Source organism: Amycolatopsis sp. NBC_01286, assembly GCF_035982555.1.
In the GTDB taxonomy this organism is placed as follows: domain Bacteria; phylum Actinomycetota; class Actinomycetes; order Mycobacteriales; family Pseudonocardiaceae; genus Amycolatopsis.
Genome location: NZ_CP108428.1, coordinates 5,198,375 through 5,216,095, shown reverse-complemented (window position 1 = coordinate 5,216,095; position 17,721 = coordinate 5,198,375). Strand labels below are relative to the sequence as shown.

20 protein-coding genes are annotated in these 17,721 nt (G+C 71.7%); 15 read left to right on the top strand and 5 right to left on the bottom strand.

Features of this window, described 5'->3' with window-relative positions; translation table 11 throughout:
• Positions 1-41 precede the first annotated feature (41 nt).
• The 9 genes from OG570_RS25015 (at position 42) to OG570_RS24975 (ending at position 8,443) form a co-directional block, all read left to right on the top strand.
• Positions 42-332, top strand: coding sequence for a PASTA domain-containing protein (locus OG570_RS25015; protein WP_326959696.1), 291 nt, complete (start codon positions 42-44; stop codon positions 330-332).
• Between the two features lie 156 nt (positions 333-488).
• Positions 489-1,490, top strand: coding sequence for a helix-turn-helix transcriptional regulator (locus OG570_RS25010; RefSeq protein WP_326959694.1), 1,002 nt, complete (start codon positions 489-491; stop codon positions 1,488-1,490).
• A gap of 380 nt (positions 1,491-1,870) precedes the next feature.
• Positions 1,871-4,273: a sensor histidine kinase gene (locus OG570_RS25005; RefSeq protein ID WP_326959691.1), complete on the top strand. Its 2,403-nt coding sequence runs from the start codon at positions 1,871-1,873 to the stop codon at positions 4,271-4,273.
• Positions 4,274-4,338: 65 nt separating this feature from the next.
• Positions 4,339-4,764, top strand: a complete 426-nt coding sequence (locus OG570_RS25000; protein WP_247054845.1) for a roadblock/LC7 domain-containing protein — start codon at positions 4,339-4,341, stop codon at positions 4,762-4,764.
• Positions 4,761-5,132, top strand: a complete 372-nt coding sequence (locus OG570_RS24995) for a DUF742 domain-containing protein (protein WP_247054847.1) — start codon at positions 4,761-4,763, stop codon at positions 5,130-5,132. The genes OG570_RS25000 and OG570_RS24995 overlap by 4 nt, the downstream gene beginning before the upstream one ends.
• Before the next feature lie 16 nt (positions 5,133-5,148).
• The gene (locus OG570_RS24990; protein WP_326959689.1) at positions 5,149-5,703 is read left to right on the top strand and encodes a GTP-binding protein; all 555 of its coding nucleotides are present in this window, start codon (positions 5,149-5,151) and stop codon (positions 5,701-5,703) included.
• A gap of 292 nt (positions 5,704-5,995) precedes the next feature.
• Positions 5,996-6,934, top strand: coding sequence for a hypothetical protein (locus tag OG570_RS24985; protein WP_326959687.1), 939 nt, complete (start codon positions 5,996-5,998; stop codon positions 6,932-6,934).
• Positions 6,935-6,992: 58 nt separating this feature from the next.
• Positions 6,993-7,622 (top strand): hypothetical protein, encoded by a 630-nt coding sequence (locus OG570_RS24980; protein ID WP_247054853.1) that lies wholly within the window; start codon positions 6,993-6,995, stop codon positions 7,620-7,622.
• The gene (locus OG570_RS24975) at positions 7,619-8,443 is read left to right on the top strand and encodes a nucleotidyltransferase domain-containing protein (protein WP_326959685.1); all 825 of its coding nucleotides are present in this window, start codon (positions 7,619-7,621) and stop codon (positions 8,441-8,443) included. The genes OG570_RS24980 and OG570_RS24975 overlap by 4 nt, the downstream gene beginning before the upstream one ends.
• A gap of 197 nt (positions 8,444-8,640) precedes the next feature.
• On the opposite strand, the gene OG570_RS24970 is transcribed toward OG570_RS24975, so the two are convergent.
• The gene (locus OG570_RS24970) at positions 8,641-9,747 is read right to left on the bottom strand and encodes a family 2 encapsulin nanocompartment cargo protein terpene cyclase (RefSeq protein ID WP_326943132.1); all 1,107 of its coding nucleotides are present in this window, start codon (positions 9,745-9,747) and stop codon (positions 8,641-8,643) included.
• A 15-nt stretch (positions 9,748-9,762) separates the two neighbouring features.
• Positions 9,763-10,614 (bottom strand): geranyl diphosphate 2-C-methyltransferase, encoded by an 852-nt coding sequence (locus tag OG570_RS24965; RefSeq protein WP_247054861.1) that lies wholly within the window; start codon positions 10,612-10,614, stop codon positions 9,763-9,765.
• Positions 10,615-10,986: 372 nt separating this feature from the next.
• Here OG570_RS24965 and OG570_RS24960 point away from each other — a divergent pair, with 372 nt between their 5' ends.
• Complete coding sequence (locus OG570_RS24960; RefSeq protein WP_326959683.1) at positions 10,987-11,448, top strand: MarR family winged helix-turn-helix transcriptional regulator; 462 nt, start codon at positions 10,987-10,989, stop codon at positions 11,446-11,448.
• Between the two features lie 4 nt (positions 11,449-11,452).
• Here the strand turns inward: OG570_RS24960 and OG570_RS24955 are convergent, their stop codons facing one another.
• Positions 11,453-12,082, bottom strand: coding sequence for a TetR/AcrR family transcriptional regulator (locus OG570_RS24955; RefSeq protein ID WP_326959681.1), 630 nt, complete (start codon positions 12,080-12,082; stop codon positions 11,453-11,455).
• A 62-nt stretch (positions 12,083-12,144) separates the two neighbouring features.
• Between OG570_RS24955 and OG570_RS24950 the strand changes: the two genes are divergently transcribed.
• A complete protein-coding gene (locus tag OG570_RS24950; protein ID WP_326959679.1) occupies positions 12,145-13,164 on the top strand; it encodes an aldo/keto reductase in 1,020 nt (339 codons plus the stop codon).
• A gap of 1 nt (position 13,165) precedes the next feature.
• Entirely contained in the window at positions 13,166-14,038 is an 873-nt protein-coding gene (locus tag OG570_RS24945) for an LLM class flavin-dependent oxidoreductase (RefSeq protein ID WP_326959677.1), read from the top strand.
• Positions 14,039-14,086: 48 nt separating this feature from the next.
• On the opposite strand, the gene OG570_RS24940 is transcribed toward OG570_RS24945, so the two are convergent.
• Positions 14,087-14,578: a carboxymuconolactone decarboxylase family protein gene (locus tag OG570_RS24940; protein ID WP_326943136.1), complete on the bottom strand. Its 492-nt coding sequence runs from the start codon at positions 14,576-14,578 to the stop codon at positions 14,087-14,089.
• Positions 14,579-14,735: 157 nt separating this feature from the next.
• Between OG570_RS24940 and OG570_RS24935 the strand changes: the two genes are divergently transcribed.
• Together OG570_RS24935 and OG570_RS24930 are read left to right on the top strand one after the other, a co-directional pair.
• Complete coding sequence (locus OG570_RS24935) at positions 14,736-15,620, top strand: RNA polymerase sigma-70 factor (protein WP_326959675.1); 885 nt, start codon at positions 14,736-14,738, stop codon at positions 15,618-15,620.
• A 75-nt stretch (positions 15,621-15,695) separates the two neighbouring features.
• Positions 15,696-16,070, top strand: coding sequence for a hypothetical protein (locus tag OG570_RS24930; protein ID WP_326959673.1), 375 nt, complete (start codon positions 15,696-15,698; stop codon positions 16,068-16,070).
• Here OG570_RS24930 and OG570_RS24925 read toward each other — a convergent pair.
• Positions 16,030-16,695 carry a TetR/AcrR family transcriptional regulator gene (locus OG570_RS24925; protein WP_326959671.1) on the bottom strand — a complete coding sequence of 222 codons (666 nt, stop codon included), beginning with the start codon at positions 16,693-16,695 and terminating at the stop codon, positions 16,030-16,032. The two genes, OG570_RS24930 and OG570_RS24925, sit on opposite strands and share 41 nt — an antisense overlap.
• 49 nt (positions 16,696-16,744) lie before the next feature.
• Between OG570_RS24925 and OG570_RS24920 the strand changes: the two genes are divergently transcribed.
• Positions 16,745-17,689, top strand: a complete 945-nt coding sequence (locus OG570_RS24920; RefSeq protein WP_326959669.1) for an NADP-dependent oxidoreductase — start codon at positions 16,745-16,747, stop codon at positions 17,687-17,689.
• Positions 17,690-17,721 lie beyond the last annotated feature (32 nt).

Here is a 17,721-nt window from a genome sequence, read left to right as displayed (position 1 = left end):
GGGCCCGCGCGAGCCGGTATTTTGGACTCGGGTGAGCACAGTTGGACGAACCGGTCATCGTGCCGAACTTCCGGGGCAGGCAAGCGCTCGACGCCTGGCTTTCCGGGCATGACGCGGGGCTCTTCGTGCAGGGTCCCGATCCCGACAGCCCCCATCCACTCCTGAACGGCCGCGTCGTCGCGCAGGTACCCGCGGCCGGGACGCGGTTGACGCGCTGGGGCACCGTCACGGTCTGGATCACCGGCGGCGGCGACCCAGCCGGAGTCCGCGAACCACGGCGGCCACTGCCGGTCCGCCGGGCCGATCAGGAGGAAGCGGACCGGGACCCCTGACCCGTCCTGGGGATTCGGCGACGATCATCCGCGGCGCGGGAGCCGTGGCTGTCCTGACATGCCGACCCCGATCCTCGCGCGCCGGCGACGATCCAGCGGACCCAGCCGACGGATACCGGGCAGAGGCTGTCCGGTATCCGTGGCAGACTTCCCCGTGTGACGCGACCGACCGCCCGGGTGCTCGCCCTGCTGGAAATCCTGCAGGGCGGCGGGACCCGCACCGTCGCCGATCTTGCCGGGCGGCTTGGTGTCGACGAGCGCACCGTCCGCCGCTATGCCGCGCATCTGATCGACCTCGACGTCCCCGTTCGCACCGTTCGCGGGCGGTACGGCGGCTACCGGCTGGCGCCCGGGTTTCGGATGCCGCCGTTGATGCTCACCGATGAGGAAGCGCTTGCCGTCCTTCTCGGGCTCGTCGCCGGGCAGCGGGCCGGGCTGGTCACAGCCTCCGGCGTTGCGACGGAGAGCGCTGCCGCCAAGGTGCGGCGGGTGCTGCCCGAGGCCCTCGGGCGGAAGCTCGACGCGTTGCTCGGGACCCTCGACTTCACCTCCCCCGCGCGGCCCGCGGCCAGTCCCGAGACGGCCGTGCTGCTGACGCTCGCCGAAGCCGCGCGGGATCGCCGGCCCGTCGCCGTCTCCTACACCGCTTGGGACGGGCGGGCCAGCGAGCGCACCGTGCACCCGTACGGGATCGTCGCGCACTCCGGGCGCTGGTACGTCACCGGCGAGGACTCCGCCAGCGGTGAGGTGCGCACGTTCCGGCTCGACCGGATCGCCGCCGCCACACCCGCCGCCGGGTCCTTCGCCGTGCCCGACGGCTTCGACCCCGGTGCGCACGTCCTGTCGAGGCTCGCGGAAGTGCCGCACCGGCACGAAGTCTCGGTGCGGGTGCGCGCGACGGCCGAGCAGGTGCGGCCGCGGCTCCCGGCGGGAATCGCCGCCGTGACGGCGATCGCGGGCGAACCGGGCTGGGTGCGGGTCCGGCTGCGGGCCGAGCGGCTGGACTGGGTCCCGTCGGTGCTCGCGTCCCTGGACCGCCCTTTCGTGATCGAGACGCCGGACGCGCTGCGTGATCAAGTTCGCACCTTCGCCCGCGGGCTGACCGCCGGCGCGGACGCCGATCCCGGTGAAATCGTCGAAGAACCCGAACGGCGGTAGCGCGCACCGGGGCAGTGCCCCTGCCCGTTCTTCCCGTTACCGGGAAGGCAACTGCGGACGAATTCACTTTCACCCGTTCGGCCCAATACACGGTAGTGCGAATTGGCGCCCGGCCCCGGTACCCGCGCAAATGGCGGTAACCTCCCCGCCGCAGACGGTAAACGGTGTTCGCGCGACGCCGGACAACGGTCCGCGGGCCGGGTCAGCTCCGCCGCGCGTCAGTGGTTCGTGGTAAAAAACGGACCCTGATCGATACTGCGGCAACACGGAGGGTGAGGCGAAGACGAGTGACGGCGGCCACAATGTCCCTTCGTCGTGTCTGCTTCCTCGACCGGGTCCCCACCTATCGCCGACCGTCACTCAGGAGTTCGTGAACCCCCGTGAAGAGCAAAGCCGACAAAGACGAGTCCGACAAGCCGTACGACAAGTCGATCCGCAAAAGGCTCACCAGGACCGTCCTCATTCCGAGTGTGACGCTCCTGGTGCTATGGACCGCGCTGTCTTCGTACTTCTTCGTGAACGGCCTTTACGTCCGCCTGGTCGCGGCTTCGGTGCGCGAAGTGTCGATCCCCGCCGCCACCGCGCTGGCCGCGTTCCAGCAGGAGCGCCAGGTCGCCCTGCAGTACCTGGACGACCCGGGTGTGGGCCAGACCCGGCTGCAGACGCAGCAGAAGGCGACCGACGAGAAGCTCGGCGCGCTGCAGAACGCGTTCGCCGCCACCATCTCCAGCGCGCCCGACGAGATCGCGACCAAGGTCAACGCGCTCAAGAACCAGTTCGACCAGCTGCCGGTGCTGCGCTCGCAGATCGGCTTCCGCAGCATCGACCGCAGCCAGGTCAACACCTACTACAACGGGGTGCTGGACACGGCGTCGAACCTGTTCGACACCCAGGCCCGCGTGGTGCCGGACGCCGCGGCCGCGTACGGCGGCATCACCGCGACGTCGGTCTTCCGCGCCGGTGACATGATGTCGCGGGAGACGTCGCTGGTCTCGACGGCGCTCGCGTCCGGGACGTTCGCCCCCGACGACTTCGTCCAGTTCACCCAGCTGTCCGGGTACTACAAGACGCAGCTGGCGCAGGTCGCGCCGTTCCTCGACCCCGCCGTCCGCACCAAGTACCAGACGCTGACCACCGGCGTGGCCTGGAAGCAGCTGGCCGGCGCCGAGGACGCGATCGTCAAGCACGGCCCGTGGTCCGCCAGTGATCGCGACGGCCCGCCGGTCGGCGGGGCCGACTGGCAGAGCGCCACGAGCCAGGTCGCCCAGGGCCTCAACGACATGGCCATCGACCAGGCCGACAAGGTCTCCGCGGCGGCGATCGACTCCGGTGACTCCCAGCTGCGCAACGCGATCGTCGGCAGTGTGGTGGCCCTGCTCGCCTCGCTCGCGGCGATCATCGTCGCGATCCGGGTGTCCCGTTCGCTCGTCGACCGCGCGCTGATGACGCGCCTCGCGCGGCTGCGCAACGACTCCCTCGACCTCGCCCGCAACCGGCTGCCGAACATCGTGGACCGGCTCAAGAACGGCGAGTCCGTCGACCTGAACGAAGAGCTCCCGCAGCTCGACCACGGCCGGGACGAGATCGGGCAGGTGGCCGAGGCGTTCAACGTCGCCCAGCTGACCGCCGTCAACGCGGCGGCGAGCGAGGCGAAGGCCCGCAGCGGCGTGCACAACGTGTTCCTCGGCATCGCCCACCGCAACCAGGTCCTGGTCCACCAGCAGCTGCAGATCCTGGACGAGATGGAGGCCCGGGAAGAGAACTCGACGCAGCTGGCCTCGCTGTTCCAGCTCGACCACCTCGCCGCGCGGGCGCGGCGCACCACGGAGAACCTGATCATCCTCGGCGGCAAGCAGCCGGGCCGCCGCTGGCGCAAGCCGGTGGCGCTGATGGAGGTGCTGCGCGCGGCGGTGTCGGAAACCGAGCAGTACGCGCGGGTCCAGGTCGAGCAGGTCGCCGACGTCGCCGTCGCCGGCACCGCGGTGGCCGACACGATCCACCTGATCGCCGAGCTGGTCGACAACGCGACGACGTTCTCCCCGCCCGGTTCCCCGGTCGAGGTGACCAGCCGCCTGGTCGCCCGCGGCGTCGTGGTCGACGTCTCGGACCAGGGTCTGGGCATGAAGGAAGGGGTTCGTCAGTGGGCCAACGCGATGATGGCCGAAGCGCCCGAGTTCGACGCGATGGCGCTGCGGGCCGACTCCAGCCTCGGCCTGTTCGTGGTCGCGCGGCTGGCGGCCAAGCTCGGCATGACCGTCACCTTCGACCCGTCGCGCTACGGCGGCCTCCGCGCCACCGTGCTCGTCCCGACCCAGCACCTGGCCGGTGAGCAGCTCCCGGGCCAGGCCGAGGCCGAGTTCGTCGCCCCGGAGGACACCGCGATCCTCGCGCCGGTGGGCGGACCCGCGCCGCAGGAGCGGGAAAGCGCGCTCCGGTCGATGGACATGCCCAGCTTCTTCACCGGGCAGATCCCGATGAAGCGGGACGTCAAGCCGCGGCCGTACCCGGTGCGCGCCCCGCTCGACCCGCAGCCGCCGGCCACCGCGCCGGCCGCGCTGGAGGAGCGGCTCGCCGCCCGCCCGGCGGAGCCGCCGAAGGAGCGGGGCGACGACCGGCCGCGGCTGCCGCGGCGCGAGCCGCAGCAGAACCTCGTCGCCCAGCTGGAGAACGAGCCGGAGGAGGACGTCACACCCGACGTGGCTCCCGGTGAAGGCACCGCGCGCACGCTCGCGGCCTTCCACAAGGGCACCCGGCGAGGCCGCGACGGCGCCGAAGACTCCTGACCCGCACCGCATACCCGAACGTCCACACAGGAAAGTCGTCACAGGAAAGTCAAGGTCTCTGGAGCATGAACGAGTACGGGAACGCGAAGCCCGATCTCAACTGGCTGCTCGACGACGTCGTGAGCCGCGTCGTCGGCGCGCAGAACGCCATCGTGCTGTCCGCCGACGGGTTGCTGATCGGCAAGTCGGCCGGCATGAGCAAGGACGACTCGGACCAGCTGTCCGCCATCGCCTCCAGCCTGCAGAGCCTCGCCAAGGGCGTGAGCAAGCAGTTCAACCGGGGGCCGGTGCTGCAGAACATGATCGAGATGGAGCGGGGTTACCTGTTCGTCTCCGCGGCCGGCCTGGGCGCGTGCCTGGCCGTGCTGGCGGCGGACAGCGTCGACGTCGAGATGATCGCCTACGAGATGAACCGGTTGGTCAAGCGCGTCGGGGACTACTTGGCTTCCGCGCCGCGCGACGCCGCACGCGTACTACGGGAGGCCACATGAGCGGGGACGAGGGCTGGTACGACGAGGCCGCGGGGCCGCTGGTGCGGCCCTACACGATCACCAGCGGCCGGACGCCGGGCGAGAGCGCGCGGCTCGACCTGTCCACCCAGGTGATGACCCTGCGCTCGGAGCAGGAGCCACCGGGGCTGGGTCCGGAGCACCTGGCGATCGTGCAGCTGTGCCGCAACCCGGTGTCCATCGCCGAGATCGCGGTGTACGTGAAGATCCCGCTGGGGGTCGTCCGGGTGCTGTGCGGCGACCTGATCGAGCGCGGCCTCGTCATCACGCGGTCCCCCACCCACAATCCGGCCAAGGCGCCGGACCTCGAAACTCTCCAGGCGGTTCTCGATGGCCTCATCAAGTACTGACGGCTCCGGCGTGGACATGGTCCCCACCCCCGTCAAGATCATCATCGCCGGCGGGTTCGGCGCGGGGAAGACGACGATGGTCGGCTCGGTGAGCGAGATCCCGCCGCTGACGACCGAAGAGGTGCTGACCGAGGCCGGCGCGGGCGTCGACGACCTGTCCGGCGTGGAGCGCAAGAAAACCACGACGGTCGCGCTCGACTTCGGCCGCATCACGATCTCGCCGCGGCACGTGCTGTACCTGTTCGGCACGCCGGGGCAGGCCCGCTTCTGGTTCATGTGGGACGACCTGGCGCGCGGCGCGATCGGCACCATCGTGCTCATCGACACCCGGCGCCTGGAGACCAGCTTCGCCGCCATCGACTTCTTCGAACGCCGGAAGATCCCGTTCGTCGTCGCGGTCAACTGTTTCGACAACGCGCCGCGGTACACCCCGGACGAAATCCGGGAAGCGTTGGTCATTCCCGACCGGGTGCCCATCGTCATGTGTGACGCACGTGACCGGGATTCCAGCAAACTGGCCCTCATTCGTCTGGTCAAGCACGCGATGACCGTGATACCGGCAACGGTCTGATGTCTTGATCCTGTCCGGTCGAGACAGTGCCGTTTCCCTGCGTGGCCAGGGGGAACGCCGGCAAACCCACATGGCGCAATTGGTTGGACCACCCGGGTAGAGCTTTTTAGTTGAGGGTGCACTCAACTGATAGCATCCGGTCGTGACCAGTCGATTGCCGTGGTTTCCCGAATATATAAGGGAAAACTACCCCGCACGGGGACGGCTGTTCGGAGATTTCCTGGGTGGTCTCTGGGCGACGGCGTGCGACGCGCTCGAGGTCCCGGTCGAGCAGGCCGTCCGGACCACCCGGATGCTGCGCGGGTTGCTTCCTTCGTGGAGCGGCGACGCGATCGGCCTGAAGCCCGCCCAGCCGTCCTACGTGGCCGGAGACGGGTTCCCGGCCGAGCTGTCGGTGAACTGGTCCGGGGACCACCCGGAACTGCGCGTGCTGTTCGACACCCTCGGCGAGGAGGACGCGGATTCTCCTGTGGACACGGGGGAAACGCGGTACTGGGGACGGATCCACGAGCTCTTCACGACCCTTGCCGGCCGGCCGTCGACGGCGCCGCTGTGGCACTCGCTCGCCTGGCGGCCGCCGGCGCGGGTCGTCCACAAGTCCTACTTCGGCCTGTACGAGTGGCCGCCGGCCCACCGTTACGCGGCGGTCGGCGAGGCCATGGACCGGCTCGGCCTGACCACCGCGTGGGACGACGCGCGCCGCCGGGTGGAGAGCGCCGACGGCGAGCGGGAGATCGAGTTCTTCGCCGTGGACGTCGCCGACGGCGCCGACGCGCGGGTGAAGATCTACTACCGCAACCACGGCGCCGATGTCGCCGAGCTGAACCGCGTCGCGGCCGCGGCGGTCCGTCACGACGCCGAAAGCGCTCTCACCGCCTACCGGACGTTGGCCGGCGGCGCGGAAAGCGCCGGCGAAGCCGCGTTGAGCTGCCTGGCGTTCCGGCCCGGACTGGACCGGGCCGCCGAGGCCACCACCTACCTCCGCCTCCCCTCGCTCGCCGCCGGCGACGCCGAAGCCGTGGACCGCACGGCCGCGCTGCTGCGCGGCGAAGGCGTCGACCCCGGCCGGTTCCGCGCGCTCGCCGCCGCGCTGGCCCCCGGGCCGCTCGAGGAGAGCCGCGGCCTGCTCGAGCTGGTCAGCCACCGCGCCGCGGGCCGGCGCGGCGACATCACGACGTACTTCCGGTTCCCCGTCTACGACCAGACGCTCGCGACTGTCGAGCTCGGGTAGTTCCCGCCGGAAGGACGATCACCCAGAGGGCCCGCAGCACCACCGGAAGGAGCCGATCATGACCCAGCAGGACGTCGAGCGCGTCGCCGCCTACAACCAGGAGCGGCAGCGCGAGTACGAGTCGTCGGACCTGATCCGGCTGCTGACCGACGAGACCACGTCGGACGAGACCAAGAAGGCCGTGCTCACCTACCTGCAGCCGTGGTCGAACGCCTTCCAGCGGATGATCAGCGCACGCGTCACCTTCGAGTCCGACCCGCAGCTGCGGGCGCTCGCCCTGGAGCACCAGGAGGAGGAGATCGGGCACGACAAGATCCTGGCCCGCAGCCGCGCGGACGACCGGGAGCTGGTCTGGGACCCGGTCATCGAGGCGGGCGCGTCGTGGTTCGTCGACCAGTTCGCGGTGCTGCCCGGTGTCCAGCGCGCCGTCCTCGCGCACCTCGCGCTCGAAGCCGGGAGCCTCGTGTTCAGCCAGGCGGGCACCCGGGCGTTCCCCGACGACGAGTACTTCGAGCTGCACGACGAGGCCGACGTCGAACACCTCGAAATGGGCTACGAAGTGTTGCGGCAGCGCAGCGACTGGACGGTCGAGGCGCTCGTGACCGTGCTGGACCGGGCGTGGCAGGTCATCGTCGTCGTCTCGAACCGCATCGCGGAGCGCGCGCTGCGCGATACCGTCGCGGCATGACCACGACCGATCCGGCCACGGCGGCCCGCGCCGTCGCCGTCGAAGCCGCGCGCACGTACCAGGAAGCCTTCGGCGAGCGCCTGATCGCCGCCTACCTCCTGGGCAGCCTGTCCTACGGCGGCTACTCGCCCGCCGTCAGCGACATCGACCTGGCCGTCGTCCTCGCCGACCGCCACGACGACGACCCGGCGACGTTCGAGGCCCTCGGCGAATCGCTGCGGGAGCGCAGTCCGTTGCACCGCAAGCTGTCCGTGTTCTGGGGCTCGCTGCCGGCCCTGAGCCGCGGCGAGCAGGACGGGCGCTTCCCGGCGATCGACCGGCTCGAGCTGGCCGAGCACGCCACGCTCCTGTTCGGCGAGGAGGTCACCGCGAAGGTGGCCCGCCCGGACAGCGAGCAGCTGCGGGTGGAGAGCGCGCGGTTCGCCGTCGCCGTCCTGGCGACCGACGAGGTGCTCGGCGAGTTCGCCCGCCCGAAGCGGCTGCTGGCCGACCCGGTGTGGTTCACGAAGGCCGTGTTCTTCCCGCTCCGCTTCGGTTACACGGGCACGACTGCGACCGGCCGCGCGGCGACCAACGACGAGGCGATCACGTGGTACCTCGGCCGTCCCGACGCCTCGGCGGCGCCGCTGGTCCACCTGGCCCGGCAGGTCCGCGAGGGCCGGCCGCTCAACCCCGCGGAGGCCGAGCCGGAGCTGCTGGCCCACCTGCGGCCGCTGTATCGCCAGTACGTCGAGGAGGAGACGGGCCGCCTGCGCGAGGCCGGCGCTCCCGAGGACCTCGTCGCGGCGTTCACCTCCTGGCACGAGCAGCTCTCGTCGTGACCGGGTGGGCCGGGGTGAGCACCGACCCGCTGGACGCGGTGCTCGACCAGGCCGTCACCGCGCAGCTGAACGCGGTCGGCGGGCGGGCCGGCTGATCTTCGCCGGCCGGGACGGTTCGTCGTCGAGATCTCGGCCGGCGCCTGATTTCCGGGCCGCCGGGACCTGCCCCCGAACAGGTCCCGGCAGGCTCGGTGCCCTCAGGTCCGGTAGCGCGGGTTGGTGGCGTGCCACTCGTAGCCGCCGCCCATCCAGGATCGCACCCCCTTCAGGAAGCGGTGCAGTTCCGGCGCGGGCACCGCGAGCAGTTCCCGGTGCCCCGCCTCGAACTCGCGGACGAGCTTGTTGTGCAGCTCCACGGTGGCCTCGGTGGCCTCCTCGATCGAGCAGCCCCGGTCGGCCGCGATCTGCAGGACCATGTTGCACACCGGGTTCTCGTCGGCGGCGTCCTTCGCCACCGAGTACAGGTCGTTCACCAGCACGCAGGCGGTACCGGCGCGCATCATCGCCCGGCGCACGCGCGGGTCGTAGTAGTGCGCGGCGGGCAGCTCGTAGCCGCCGACCGGGTCGCAGAGCGTCATCGACGTGTAGAAGCTGTCGTGCTGGCGCGCGGCGAGGTACTCCCACGCCGGCGGGTACTTCGCCGTGTAGCGCCAGGCCGCGTACGCGTCCCAGCTGACGAACATCGAGAACGTCGCGTAGCAGACGCGCTGCACCTGCGTCGGCGTGGCGTGCCGGCCCAGGTGCCCGATCGCCGAGTTCAGCCCGACCAGGATCGGGTCGGCCCGCAGGGCCTCGTCGAGCGCGTCGGTGAACTCGCCCGCCGGGGCGACCGGGTCCATCGCCGCCATCACCAGCGCCAGCCGCGGCGGGAGCTCGGTCGGGGACGCGCCGAGCGCGCTGTCGTCGGCGTAGTAGTCGTCCGCGGCCCACCACACGGCGTTGAGCTGCGCGGCGATCAGCAGCAGGTCCGGGTCCGCGCTGTCGGGGTGGGCCAGCATCGCCAGGCGCCCGAAGCCCGCCTTGGCGATCTGCTCGAGCCCCGCCCCGGTGAACCCGCACTCCAGTGCCCACGCGACGAGCCGCCGGTCGACCTCCCCGGCCAGCGGCTCGTCGACGCGTTCGACCACCGGGACGTACAGCGGCGACGCCGTCCCGTCACCCCACTGCCGCTCGACGTACACCGGGTCGTCGGCGAGCTGCGCCGAGATCCGGGCCGCGGACGTGCCGATCCCCGACGGGCCCGCGGAGAACGCGAGCGCGTCGTCCAGCGTCCACAGAGGACACTCGGGAACGGTGCCGGTCATCGGGAATCCCCTCGCTCAGATCCGGTCGGCGGCGATGAGCAGGTAGTGGAAGCTGCCTTCGCGGTAGGCCGTGAGGAACGGGTCCTCGATCCCGGTGGCCACCGACGACTGCGCGCGCAGCTCCCAGTACGGGATCGTGGCCGCGGTGAGGTCGACGACGTTGATGGGCACGAAACCGTTGGCGGACAGGGCCTTGAAGTAGTCACCGCGGGCGTGGATGTTGCAGATGTAGTGCTGGTCGATCTGGCTCACCGCGCGCGACCGGCCGCCGGTCACGTCGTTGTAGCACCCGGTGATGGTGACGTACCGGCCGCCCGGCGCGAGCTGGCGGGCGTGCTCGGCGAAGAGCTGGTGCAGGTCGACGTACATCGTGCTCTCGTTGTTCCAGATACCCTTGAAGGCACCGGTTTCGAAGCCCGTGTCGAGCATGTTGCGCAGGTGGTACTGCACCTGGTCGGCGACCCCGCGCTTGGCCGCCTGCTCGTTGGCGAACGCGACCTGCTGCTCCGAAATGGACACGCCGTCGACCCGGCAGCCGAAGCGGTGGTTGGCCATGATGCTGCTGCCGCCGCGGCCGCAGCCGGCGTCGAGCAGCCGGTCGCCGGGGCCGATCGCGCCGAGGTGGTCGAGGAGCACCTCGGCCTGCGCGGTTTCCAGCCGGTGCATTTCCGCGATGATCGTGGCGTCCCGGACGTCCTCGGGTGCCTCCAGCACCGCGGGGTCGTATTCGCCGATGCCGTAGTGGTGGTGGTAGAGCCCGTCGACGTCGCCCAGCCGGAGGTTCACCGGATCCTTTTCCCGGTTCCAGTAGTCGGCGATCGACTGCTGGTACGCGCTGCGGATCACGGGCTGGTCGGTGGAAATCACGGGCGGCTCCTTCTTTTCCCACGCCGGAAATAAATGGGCCGGACGATTTCCCTCGGCCCGATGAGCAACGCTAGCGGCCCGTTGTCGGGGGTCACAAGAACGTTCACTCCGGTAAACGGAAGACGTCCGGTTCCGCGGCCTGATCGGCCTATCCGACTCCGCGAGCGGACCGGATCGCGACGGCGGGAACAACCCGGGCGGCCGATTGCGTTCCCTGGTCGGATGACGCCGGACGACAGCGGGTGAACGCGCCGCCGCCGGCTTGACGGACGGCCAACACCGGTTTCGGGTTTCCCGCGCACCGATGGTCCACTGTGGAGGAACCGGCCGCGGTGCTCGCGCCGCGCGATGCCCGCTCGGTAGGGTGGGCGGATGGTCACCCGAGCCGAGCGCACCGCGACGGACCCCGATCTGGGCGTCCTGGCGGGCCGGCTCCTGTTCGCGGTGCAGCGGGAGCTGTTCACCACGCTGGCCGCGCGCGGTTTCGGCGACCTGAACCCCCGCCACGGCGCCGTGCTCGCCTACCTGGACCCCGCCGGCGTGCGCGCGACCGAGCTGTCGCGCCTGTCCGGCCAGCACAAGCAGATCGTCGGCACGCTCGTCGACGAGCTGGAAGCCCTCGGCTACGTCGAACGCCGGCCCGACCCGAGCGACCGCCGCGCGAAGCTGATCCGCCCCACCGTGCGCGGGCTCGACCAGATGCGCACGGCGGACGCGATCATGGCGGACATGCAGCGGCGGCACGCGCAGCGGCTCGGCGCCGAGGACTACGCGCGGTTCAAGCGGATGTTCGCCGACATCACCGAGGAGCAGCGCGCGTTCGTCGCCGAGTGACGCCTCAGCGCGGCACCCGCAGCCCCGCGATGAGCAGCTCGACCAGCCGGCGCGCGTCGTAACCGGCGTCGGTGTCCGCGCCGATGCAGAGGTTCCCGACGCCGCGCATGAGCTGCAGCGCCGCGACGTCGGCGCGGACCTCGCCGGCCGCCACCGCGGCGTCGAGCAGCTCGGTGCACACCGGCACGAGCCGGTCGAGGAAGTACGCGTGCAGCGTCTCGAAGCCGGCTTGGTCGGACTGCATCGCCCCCGCCAGGCCGTGCTTGGTCACCAGGAAGCCGACGAACAGGTCGATCCACTCTGCCAGCGCGGCGTGTGGGCTTTCGGCGGCCGCGAGCAGGGCCGGGCCGGCCTCCGCGCAGGCTTCGACCTGGTGCCGGTAGACGGCGATGATCAGGTCCGCGCGGGTCGGGAAGTGGCGGTAGATCGTGCCCATCCCGACGCCGGCCTTGGCCGCGATGTCGCGCACCGGCGCGTCCACGCCGGAGGCGACGAAGACCGCCGCGGCCGCGTCGAGCAGCGTCTCCTGGTTGCGCCGGGCGTCGGCCCGCTTCGGCCGTGCCTGCTCCGGAGCCGGCCCCTGGGCGCCCTCGTCCACCACGCCGTTCCTCTCGTCGGTTGCGAAACGGAACATTGCTCCGTATCGTTAGTGGAGCAATGTTCCGCTTATCCATGATGCCATGGAGGACCAGTCTCATGCAGTACCGCACGATGGGCCGCACCGGTGTGCAGGTCAGCTCGCTCGCGCTCGGCGCGATGAACTTCGGTGCCATCGGGCGCACCACCCAGGACGAGGCCACCGCGATCGTCGACGCCGCGCTCGAGGGCGGGATCAACCTCGTCGACACCGCCGACATGTACGGCGACGGCGAGTCGGAGGTGATGGTCGGCAAGGCCATCGCCGGGCGCCGCGACGACCTCGTGCTCGCCACCAAGGCGACCATGCCGATCGGCGAGGAGCGCAACCACCGGGGCAGCTCCCGGCGCTGGCTGGTCACCGAGCTGGACCACAGCCTGCGCCGGCTCGGCGTCGACCACGTCGACCTCTACCAGATGCACCGGTGGGACCCGGCCACCGGCGACGAGGAAACGCTGTCCGCGCTCACCGACCTGCAGCGCGCGGGCAAGATCCGCTACTTCGGCTCGTCGACCTTCCCCGCGTACCGGATCGTGCAGGCCCAGTGGGCCGCCCGCGAGCACCACCTGAGCCGCTACGTCACCGAGCAGCCCGGCTATTCGATCCTGCAGCGCGGGGTCGAGACCCACGTGCTGCCGGTGACCGAGGAGTACGGCCTCGGCGTGCTGGCGTGGAGCCCGCTCGCGTCGGGCTGGCTCTCGGGCGCGGTCCGCGAGGGCCGGGAGATCACCACCAGCCGGTCGCGGGTCCTGCCGCAGCGCTTCGACCTCGCCCTGCCCGCCAACCGGGCCCGGCTCGACGCCGTCGAGCGGCTGGTGAAGGTCGCCGACGAGGCGGGGCTGACGCTGATCCAGCTCGCGCTCGGGTTCGTCACCGCGCACCGCGCCGTGACCAGCGCGATCATCGGCCCCCGCACGCTGGAGCACCTGCACTCGCAGCTCGCCGCCGCCGACACCGTGCTGCCCGCCGACGTGCTCGACGAGATCGACGCGATCGTCGCGCCGGGCCTCGACCTGGCGCCCGACGAGAAGTTCGACACCCCGCCCGCCCTGCTCGACCCGACCCTGAGGCGCCGCTGACATGTCCGCTCCGCGATTCGGCATCATGACCGCGCCTTCGCAGGTTTCCTACCCCGAAATCCTGCGCGTCTGGCGCGAGGCGGACGCGATCCCCGAGATCGAGCACGCCTGGCTGTTCGACCACCTCATGCCGATCTTCGGCGACCCGGACGGCCCGATCTTCGAGGGCTGGACGCTGCTTTCGGCGCTGGCCGCGCAGACGTCCCGGCTGCGCCTGGGCCTTTTGGTGACCAGCAACCGCTTCCGGCCGCCGGCCGTGCTGGCCAAGATCGCCACGACGGTCGACGTCGTGTCCGGTGGCCGGCTCGACTTCGGCATCGGCGTCGGCTCGCGGCCCAGCCATCCCCTGGCCCGGCGCGAGTACGCGGCCCACGGCCTGCCCTTCCTGGAGACCGCGGACGCCGTGGCGAGCTTCGCCGAGGCCTGCACGCTGATCAAGCGGCTGTGGACCGAGGACGAGCCGTTCGACTTCGACGGCGTCCACCATCGGCTGACCGGGGCGTTCGGCAGCCCGAAGCCGGTCCAGCGGCCGCGCCCGCCGATCGTCATCGGCGGGCGCGCGGCCGCGACGCTGCGCGTGGTCGCCGAGCACGCCGACGTGTGGAACATCCCCGGCGGCGACCTCGCGGACGTCGTGAGCCGCAGCGCGCTGCTGGACCGCTACTGCGGCGAGGTCGGCCGCGACCCGGCGGCCATCACCCGCTCGATCCACCTGCCGGTGTCCTACGACGAGCCCGGCACCACCCGGGACGCGATCCGCGAAGCCCGGGACGCGGGCTTCGGGCACTTCGTCCTGAGCGTGGCGTCGCCGTACCCGGACGGCGTCGCGAAGTGGCTGGCCGACGAGGTGATCCGGCCGGTGACGTCGGCCTGACGGCCACGGCGGTGTCCACAGTGGACTTGTCGGGCACCGCCGCGGCGCTCAGTCCTCCGGGACGAAGTCGGCGAACATGCCGGCCTCGTAGGAGCCCGCCGGGGTGCGGGCGATCACGTTCATCCGGTTGGCCGCGTTGATCAGGCCGACCAGGCAGACGAGCGCGCCGAGCTGGTCGTCGTCGAAGTGCTTGCGCGCCCGGGCCCACGTCTCGTCGGACACGCCCTCGTGCGCGTCGGCGAGCCGGGTGCCCTCCTCGGTCAGGGCCAGCGCGGCGCGCTCGGCGTCGGTGAACACGGTGGCCTCGCGCCAGGCCGCGACCAGGTTGAGCCGGACGGAGGTCTCGCCGTCGGCCGTGGCGTCCTTGGTGTGCATGTCGGTGCAGAAGCCGCAGCCGTTGATCTGGCTGGCGCGGATCTTGACCAGCTCCTGGACGACCTTCGGCAGCGGCGACCGGTCGATGAGCAGGCTGACGCCGGCGAACCGCTTGCCGAACTTGGCCGCGAACTCGTTGTCCAGCATGTCGAATCGGGCTTCCATGGTGTGTGTCCTCATCTCGTGATCGTGCGTTGACGACCACCAGATGCCGGTGCCCCCGGCCGTTGTGACAGTGACCCACGCCACAGCGGCGCCCTGTCACAGAACGGCGTCGCCCGGTATCTGATGGGGGACGCAGCCGAACGCGAAGGGGGACCACATGACCGGGGACGACCCCACCGAGGTGTTCCTCGCCCACCGCAATCTGCTGTTCACCGTGGCCTACGAGATGCTCGGCTCGGCCGCCGACGCGGAGGACGTCCTGCAGGAGACCTGGCTCAAGTGGGTCGACGTCGACCTGGCGACCGTGCAGGCGCAGCGGGCGTACCTGGTCCGGATCACCACCCGCCAGGCGCTGCAGCGGCTGCGCACGCTCGGCCGCCGCAAGGAGTCCTACGTCGGCTCGTGGCTGCCCGAACCGCTGCTGACCGCCCCCGACGTCGCCGAGGACGTCGAGCTGGCCGACAGCGTCTCGATGGCGATGCTGCTGGTGCTGGAGACGCTGGCACCGACCGAACGGGCGGTGTTCGTGCTGCGTGACGTCTTCGACCTGCCCTACGACGAGATCGCGGACGCCGTCGGCAAGTCCGCGGCCGCCGTGCGCCAGATCGCGCACCGGGCCCGCTCGCACGTCACGGCGCGGCGGCCGCGCGGCGACGTCTCGCGCGCCGCCGCCCGCACCGCGCTCGAGGCGTTCCAGCGGGCGATCGAGACGGGTGACCTGCAGGGCCTGCTCGACGTCCTCGCCCCGGACGTCGTGCTGGTGGGCGACGGCGGCGGGGTCAAGCAGGCGGTGCTGCGGCCGGTGGTCGGCGCCGACCGCGTCGGCCGGGTGCTGGCCGGCGGGCTGGGCCGGGTCGAGGGCCGGGCGACGCTGCGCCCGGCGCAGGTCAACGGCCACCCGGCGCTGGTCATGTCGCTCGACGGCGAGCTCGACACCGTGCTGGCGCTGCGGATCGACGGCGGTCTCGTCACCGGCGTCTACGCCGTGCGCAACCCCGAGAAGCTGTCGCGGATGGCGGCGGAGACCACGCTCCGCCGCTGACCCCGGTCACCCATTCGTGGCGGACGGGGTCCCGAGACACTGGAGGTTCCTCGCCTCGTTCGAAGGGATCCCTCGATGGCCCAGACCGCGTCCGACCGGCAGCGCGTGCACGAGTTCCTCACCGGGCGCGGCTGGCGCGCCGACGAGCGCACCGCCGACGACCCGGGCTGGGAGTTCCCCGGCAGCTTCGGCGGCGTGCGGTGCAACGACGTCGCCGACGCCACGCCGGTCCCGTTGCAGGCCTACTTCAGCTACGACGACGACGGCGCGGAGGTGTTCTGCGTCCTCCCGGCGGGCAACCTCCACGGGAGCGGCTGCGCCGAGCACGACACGGCCGAGCGGGTCGTCTCCGTCGGCGGCGTCGGCCCGTTGCTCGACGACCTCGAACCGCGCGCCGCGGCGCTCGACCTCAGGGCGCTGATCGAGTGCCGCTACTTCGGGCCCTGCTGAGCTCGACCCGGGACAACGGCAGCCGGACGGCGGGCGGCAACGGCGTCAGGACGGGGTCCGCCCGGAACGACTGGATCATCAGGGCCGCGAACCGCCGGGACGCCGCCACCCGCAGCTCGGGCGTCTCGGCGCGGATGCCCTCGTTCGCCATCAGCGCGAGGCTGACGTCCTCCAGCACGAAGTCGTCGCGCAGGTCGCCGGCTTCCTTCGCCCGCCGGACCAGCTTCAGCAGCAGGCGCAGGGTCCGGTCGCGGTCGGCGGCGAAGTGCGTGACGCCGGGCAGCTGCGAGGTGAACGCGCGGGCGAAGCCGCGGTCGAGCGCGTGGACCTCCATGAGCCGTTCGATGACCAGGCAGAACCCGCGCCAGGGGTCGGCCGCCGCGAGGCCGTCTTCGACGACCGCCCGGCACGAGGCCAGCTGCTCGGCGAAGGCCTCCGCGAGCAGGGCTTCCTTGGTGCGGAAGTGCCGGTAGACGGTGGCGACGCCGACCCCGGCGCGCCGGGCGATCTCGCGGATCGGCACGTCCAGGCCCTCGGCGGCGAAGGCCGCGCGGGCGATCACCAGGATGCGCCCGCGGTTGTCGCGGGCGTCGGAGCGCAGGGGCGCTCTCACTTCGGCCGTCACCGCTCTCACTTTAGTCAACCGGACGGGGTGCTCCGTTACGTTCGCCCGTATGAGAGCTGTCCGGTTTTCCGCGTACGGCCCGCCCAGCGTGGTGGAGGTCTCCGAGGTTCCGCCGCCACACGCCGGCGCGGGTGAGATCCGCATCGCCGTCAGGACGTCCGCGATCTCGCCGGGCGAGATCAGGTTGCGCTCGGGCGAGCTGCGGGACGTCGTGCCGGTGCGGTTCCCGTTCCGCACCGGGTTCGACGCCGCGGGGGTGGTCGACGAGATCGGCGCCGGCGTCTCTGGGGTCTCTGGGGTCTCTGGGGTCTCGCTCGGTGATCCGGTGTTCGGCATGGCGCCGGCGGCCACGCGCGGGGCGAACGCCGACTTCGCGGTCTTGGCGGCGTGGGCCCCGAAGCCGCCGGCGTGGAGCTGGGCGGAGGCGGGCGGCGCTGCGGGAGCGGTCGAGACGGCCACCCGCGTCCTGGACCGGCTCGCGGTCCGCGCCGGCCAGACGGTGCTGATCCACGGCGCGGCGGGCGGCACGGGCTCGGTGGCCGTCCAGTTCGCGACCGCCCGCGGCGCGCGGGTCATCGGCACGGCGAGTGCGGCAAACCACGACTTCCTGCGCGCACTGGGCGCCGAGCCGACGACGTACGGCCCAGGGCTGGTGGAGCGGGTCCGGGCCCTGGCACCGTCCGGAGTGGACGCGGTGTTCGACTGCGCGGGCGGCGCGTTGCCGGACCTCGTGGCTCTTGCGGGCGCCGCTTCTGTGGTGACCATCGCCGATTTCGGCGCGGCGGCTCACGGGGTGCACATGTCGCACGGCGCCCCGGACACACCGGGCGCGGATCCCTTGGCGTTGCACGGGCTTCCGGTCGCGGTCACGCTCGCTGCGGAGGGCCGGTTGCGGATCCCGGTGGCCGCGACGTTCCCGCTCGCCGAGGTCACGGCCGCGCACGAACTCAGCGAAAGCCGCCACGCACGGGGGAAGATCGTGCTGCAGCACTGATCGCTGGGCACTCCGGCCGCCGCGCCCGCGCG

What these genes read in the sequence shown, in the direction of transcription:
- OG570_RS25000 (WP_247054845.1), top strand. Translation starts at nt 4,339, where the DNA reads ATGAACGAGTACGGGAACGCGAAGCCCGATCTCAACTGGCTGCTCGAC.
- OG570_RS24975 (WP_326959685.1), top strand. Translation starts at nt 7,619, where the DNA reads ATGACCACGACCGATCCGGCCACGGCGGCCCGCGCCGTCGCCGTCGAA.
- OG570_RS24935 (WP_326959675.1), top strand. Translation starts at nt 14,736, where the DNA reads ATGACCGGGGACGACCCCACCGAGGTGTTCCTCGCCCACCGCAATCTG.
- OG570_RS24980 (WP_247054853.1), top strand. Translation starts at nt 6,993, where the DNA reads ATGACCCAGCAGGACGTCGAGCGCGTCGCCGCCTACAACCAGGAGCGG.
- OG570_RS24985 (WP_326959687.1), top strand. Translation starts at nt 5,996, where the DNA reads ATGCTGCGCGGGTTGCTTCCTTCGTGGAGCGGCGACGCGATCGGCCTG.
- OG570_RS24960 (WP_326959683.1), top strand. Translation starts at nt 10,987, where the DNA reads ATGGTCACCCGAGCCGAGCGCACCGCGACGGACCCCGATCTGGGCGTC.
- OG570_RS24920 (WP_326959669.1), top strand. Translation starts at nt 16,745, where the DNA reads ATGAGAGCTGTCCGGTTTTCCGCGTACGGCCCGCCCAGCGTGGTGGAG.
- OG570_RS24945 (WP_326959677.1), top strand. Translation starts at nt 13,166, where the DNA reads ATGTCCGCTCCGCGATTCGGCATCATGACCGCGCCTTCGCAGGTTTCC.
- OG570_RS24955 (WP_326959681.1), bottom strand. Translation starts at nt 12,082, where the DNA reads ATGTTCCGTTTCGCAACCGACGAGAGGAACGGCGTGGTGGACGAGGGC.
- OG570_RS24930 (WP_326959673.1), top strand. Translation starts at nt 15,696, where the DNA reads ATGGCCCAGACCGCGTCCGACCGGCAGCGCGTGCACGAGTTCCTCACC.
- OG570_RS24970 (WP_326943132.1), bottom strand. Translation starts at nt 9,747, where the DNA reads ATGACCGGCACCGTTCCCGAGTGTCCTCTGTGGACGCTGGACGACGCG.
- OG570_RS24995 (WP_247054847.1), top strand. Translation starts at nt 4,761, where the DNA reads ATGAGCGGGGACGAGGGCTGGTACGACGAGGCCGCGGGGCCGCTGGTG.
- OG570_RS24940 (WP_326943136.1), bottom strand. Translation starts at nt 14,578, where the DNA reads ATGGAAGCCCGATTCGACATGCTGGACAACGAGTTCGCGGCCAAGTTC.
- OG570_RS24990 (WP_326959689.1), top strand. Translation starts at nt 5,149, where the DNA reads ATGGTCCCCACCCCCGTCAAGATCATCATCGCCGGCGGGTTCGGCGCG.
- OG570_RS24950 (WP_326959679.1), top strand. Translation starts at nt 12,145, where the DNA reads ATGCAGTACCGCACGATGGGCCGCACCGGTGTGCAGGTCAGCTCGCTC.